General features: G+C 72.0%; 2 protein-coding genes. Both read right to left on the reverse strand.

Going from position 1 to position 2,658, the window contains the following annotated elements; translation table 11 throughout:
- Window positions 1-864, reverse strand: an 864-nt coding sequence (locus DMH12_RS38105; RefSeq protein ID WP_148107601.1) for a glycoside hydrolase family 3 protein, incomplete at its 3' end; no start/stop codon positions are given.
- Window positions 865-902: 38 nt separating this feature from the next.
- A partial coding sequence (locus DMH12_RS38110; protein WP_260474503.1) for a discoidin domain-containing protein occupies window positions 903-2,658 on the reverse strand: 1,756 nt, incomplete at its 5' end.

Consider the following 2,658-nt stretch of genomic DNA (forward strand, 5'->3'; position numbering starts at 1 on the left):
CTCCCCCAACGCCCCCACCCACGCCGCGAGCCGCAGCAGGCGCCGCACTTTGTCGTCCACCGCGGCCCCGGGCACGACGCCGTCGGCGATCGCGCGGGCCAGCGACTCGCCCCAGGGGCTGTCGGGGCCGGGCATGGCGAGGTCCAGCCCGGCGCGGGCGGTGTCCACCGTGGTGCGCACCGCGCCCCAGTCGGAGACGACGACGCCGTCGAAACCCCACTCGCCCTTCAGCGGGCCGGTGAGCAGATCACTCGCGGTCATCGTGGTGCCGTGGACCGCGTTGTACCCCGCCATGACGAGCCGGACCCCGGCGGCCACCGCCGCCTCGAAGGGCGCGAGGTAGACCTCCCGCAGCGTCCGTTCGTCCACCCGTACGTCGACGGTGAGACGGTCGGTCTCGGAGTCGTTGGCCACGTAGTGCTTGGCGGTGGCGGCCACCCCGTGGGCCTGGACGCCGCGCACGAGTGCGGCCCCGATGCGGCCGGTCAGCTCCGGGTCCTCCGAGAAGCACTCGAAGTGCCGGCCGCCCAGGGGGCTGCGGTGCAGGTTGAGGGTCGGGGCGAGGAGGACGTCCACGCCCTTGCGCCGGGCCTCGGCGGCGAGGAGGCCGCCGAGGCTCTCGACCAGGGCTTCGTCCCAGGTGGCGGCGAGCGCCGAGGCCGAGGGCAGCAGGACGGAGGTGTCGCGTTCGTCCCATGCCTCGCCCCGTACGCCCGCCGGACCGTCGGACATCACCAACTCCCGCAGACCGAGGGCCGGTTCCGCTCTGGTGCGCCAGGTCGTGGCGCCGTCGAGCAGCAGCGCGCGGGCGCGCGGTGTCAGCTTGCCGAGCAGCCGGTCGATCTCTTCCTCGCTCGTCCCCACCGGGTCTCCCCTCCCCTGTCGTGCGCGGTCGTCCGGCGTCAGCTGTAGACGCCGAACTCGTAGAGCGAGTAGCCGTAACCCGTGCCGCGCGCGGTGCCGTTGACGCGCACGTAGCGGCCGGTGCCGGTCACGTCGAGGGTGTCGACGCCGCCGTTGCCGTCGGTCACCGTGCGCACGGTCTGCCAGTTCTGTCCGTCGTCGGAGGTCTGGACGGTGTAGGCCCTGGCGTAGGAGGCCTCCCAGTACAGCTGGACGTGCCGGAACGTGGTGCGCGTCCCGAGGTCCACCTGGACCCACTGCGGGTCACTCCAGTCGCTGGCCCAGCGGGTGTCCGGGTTCCCGTCCACGGCGTTGGCCGCGGGGCAGGGGCAGTCGCCGTAGCTCGGCTGGAAGGAGGATGCGGTGGCCGGCTTCCCGAGGGCGACGTTGGTGCCGTCCACGGCGGGCGGCACGACCCGCGCCGAGAGGGTCTCCACTCCGACGTTGCCCTTGCCGTCGGTGGCCTTGACGTACAGCTTCCAGACGCCGGGCCGGTCGGGGGCGGTGACCTTCAGGCGTCCGCCGCCGAGGTCGGTCGAGGGGAGCGTGGTGAGCTGCTTGCCCTGGTCGATGTAGGTGCTGTTGGCCAGCACCTCGTACGCGATCGGGTCGCCGTCGGGGTCGGTGGCGCGGGTTGTGAGGACGAGGTCCTTGCCCGCCTGCACCTTGCCCGCGTCGCCCTCGAGGCCGAAGGCGGAGACGACGGGCGGCGTGTTGTCGCCGGAGGTGTCGCCGCCGTAGGCCCGCTTGACCGCGTAGTACGACAGCCGCTTCTGTCCGGCGGGCAGCAGGTTGAACCAGATGCCGCCGAAGTCGTACTCCGTGCCGTAGTGGAACAGGGTCGCGCCCAGGGCGACGCCCCGGTGCCCGGTGACGCAGTTCCAGGCGTCGGTGTATCCCTGCGCCTTGGCCTGGTCGGTGGGTTCCTTCGGTACGCCGTTGGCGTCGTCCGGCACCTCCCACTCGCCGGCCGGACCGCCCTCGGTGACGATGTAGGGCTTGGTGTAGCCGCCCTGCTCCCATGCGGCCCGGACACCGCAGACCGCGTCGTAGGAGTTGACGGCGTACAGGTCCAGGTCGGGGGCGTTCTTCTTGTAGTACGGCCAGGCGCCGACCCAAGCGTCGGTGGAGGTGACCGGGTGGTTCGGGTCGACGGCGTGGATCTTCTTGGTCACGTCGTTGACGAAGGTGGTGTAGGCGTCGCGCTGGCGCTCCAGTTCGTCGCCGCTGTAGCAGTTCTGGAGTCCGAGCACCGACTCGTTGCCGACGTTCCACATCAGGACGCCCGGGTGGTCCTTGTACTCCTGGACCCAGCGCGGGAACTCGGCCAGCATCTGGTCCTTGTACGCGGTGTCGGTCAGGTAGTTCACGCACCCGCCGCTGCCGGGTCCGCCGCCGGGCTGGAGCCAGAAGCCGGCGATGACCTTGACGCCGTGCGCGGCGGCGGAGTCGAGGAGGGGCTTGCTGCTCGCGTCGGTGCCCCAGGTGCGGATGGTGTTGACGCCCATGGACTTGAGGTCGGGCATGTACCGGTCGGCGTCGTTGGGTGAGGGGCCCCAGGTGAGGCCCTTGACCTGGTAGGGGCTGCCGTCCACGGTCAGCTGCCAGTTGCCCTGGCCGCCGGTGACCTTCACGACGCTGCCGGCGGCGTGCGCCTGCTGGGCGGGCACGGCGGTGAGGGCGCAGGCGGTGAGCAGCGCGGCGGTCAGCGGGACGGTGAGTCTGCGGGCCGGTACGGGGCCCGGGGTGGGGGTG

The sequence above is a fragment of the Streptomyces sp. WAC 04229 genome (assembly GCF_003947455.1).
GTDB lineage: Bacteria > Actinomycetota > Actinomycetes > Streptomycetales > Streptomycetaceae > Streptomyces.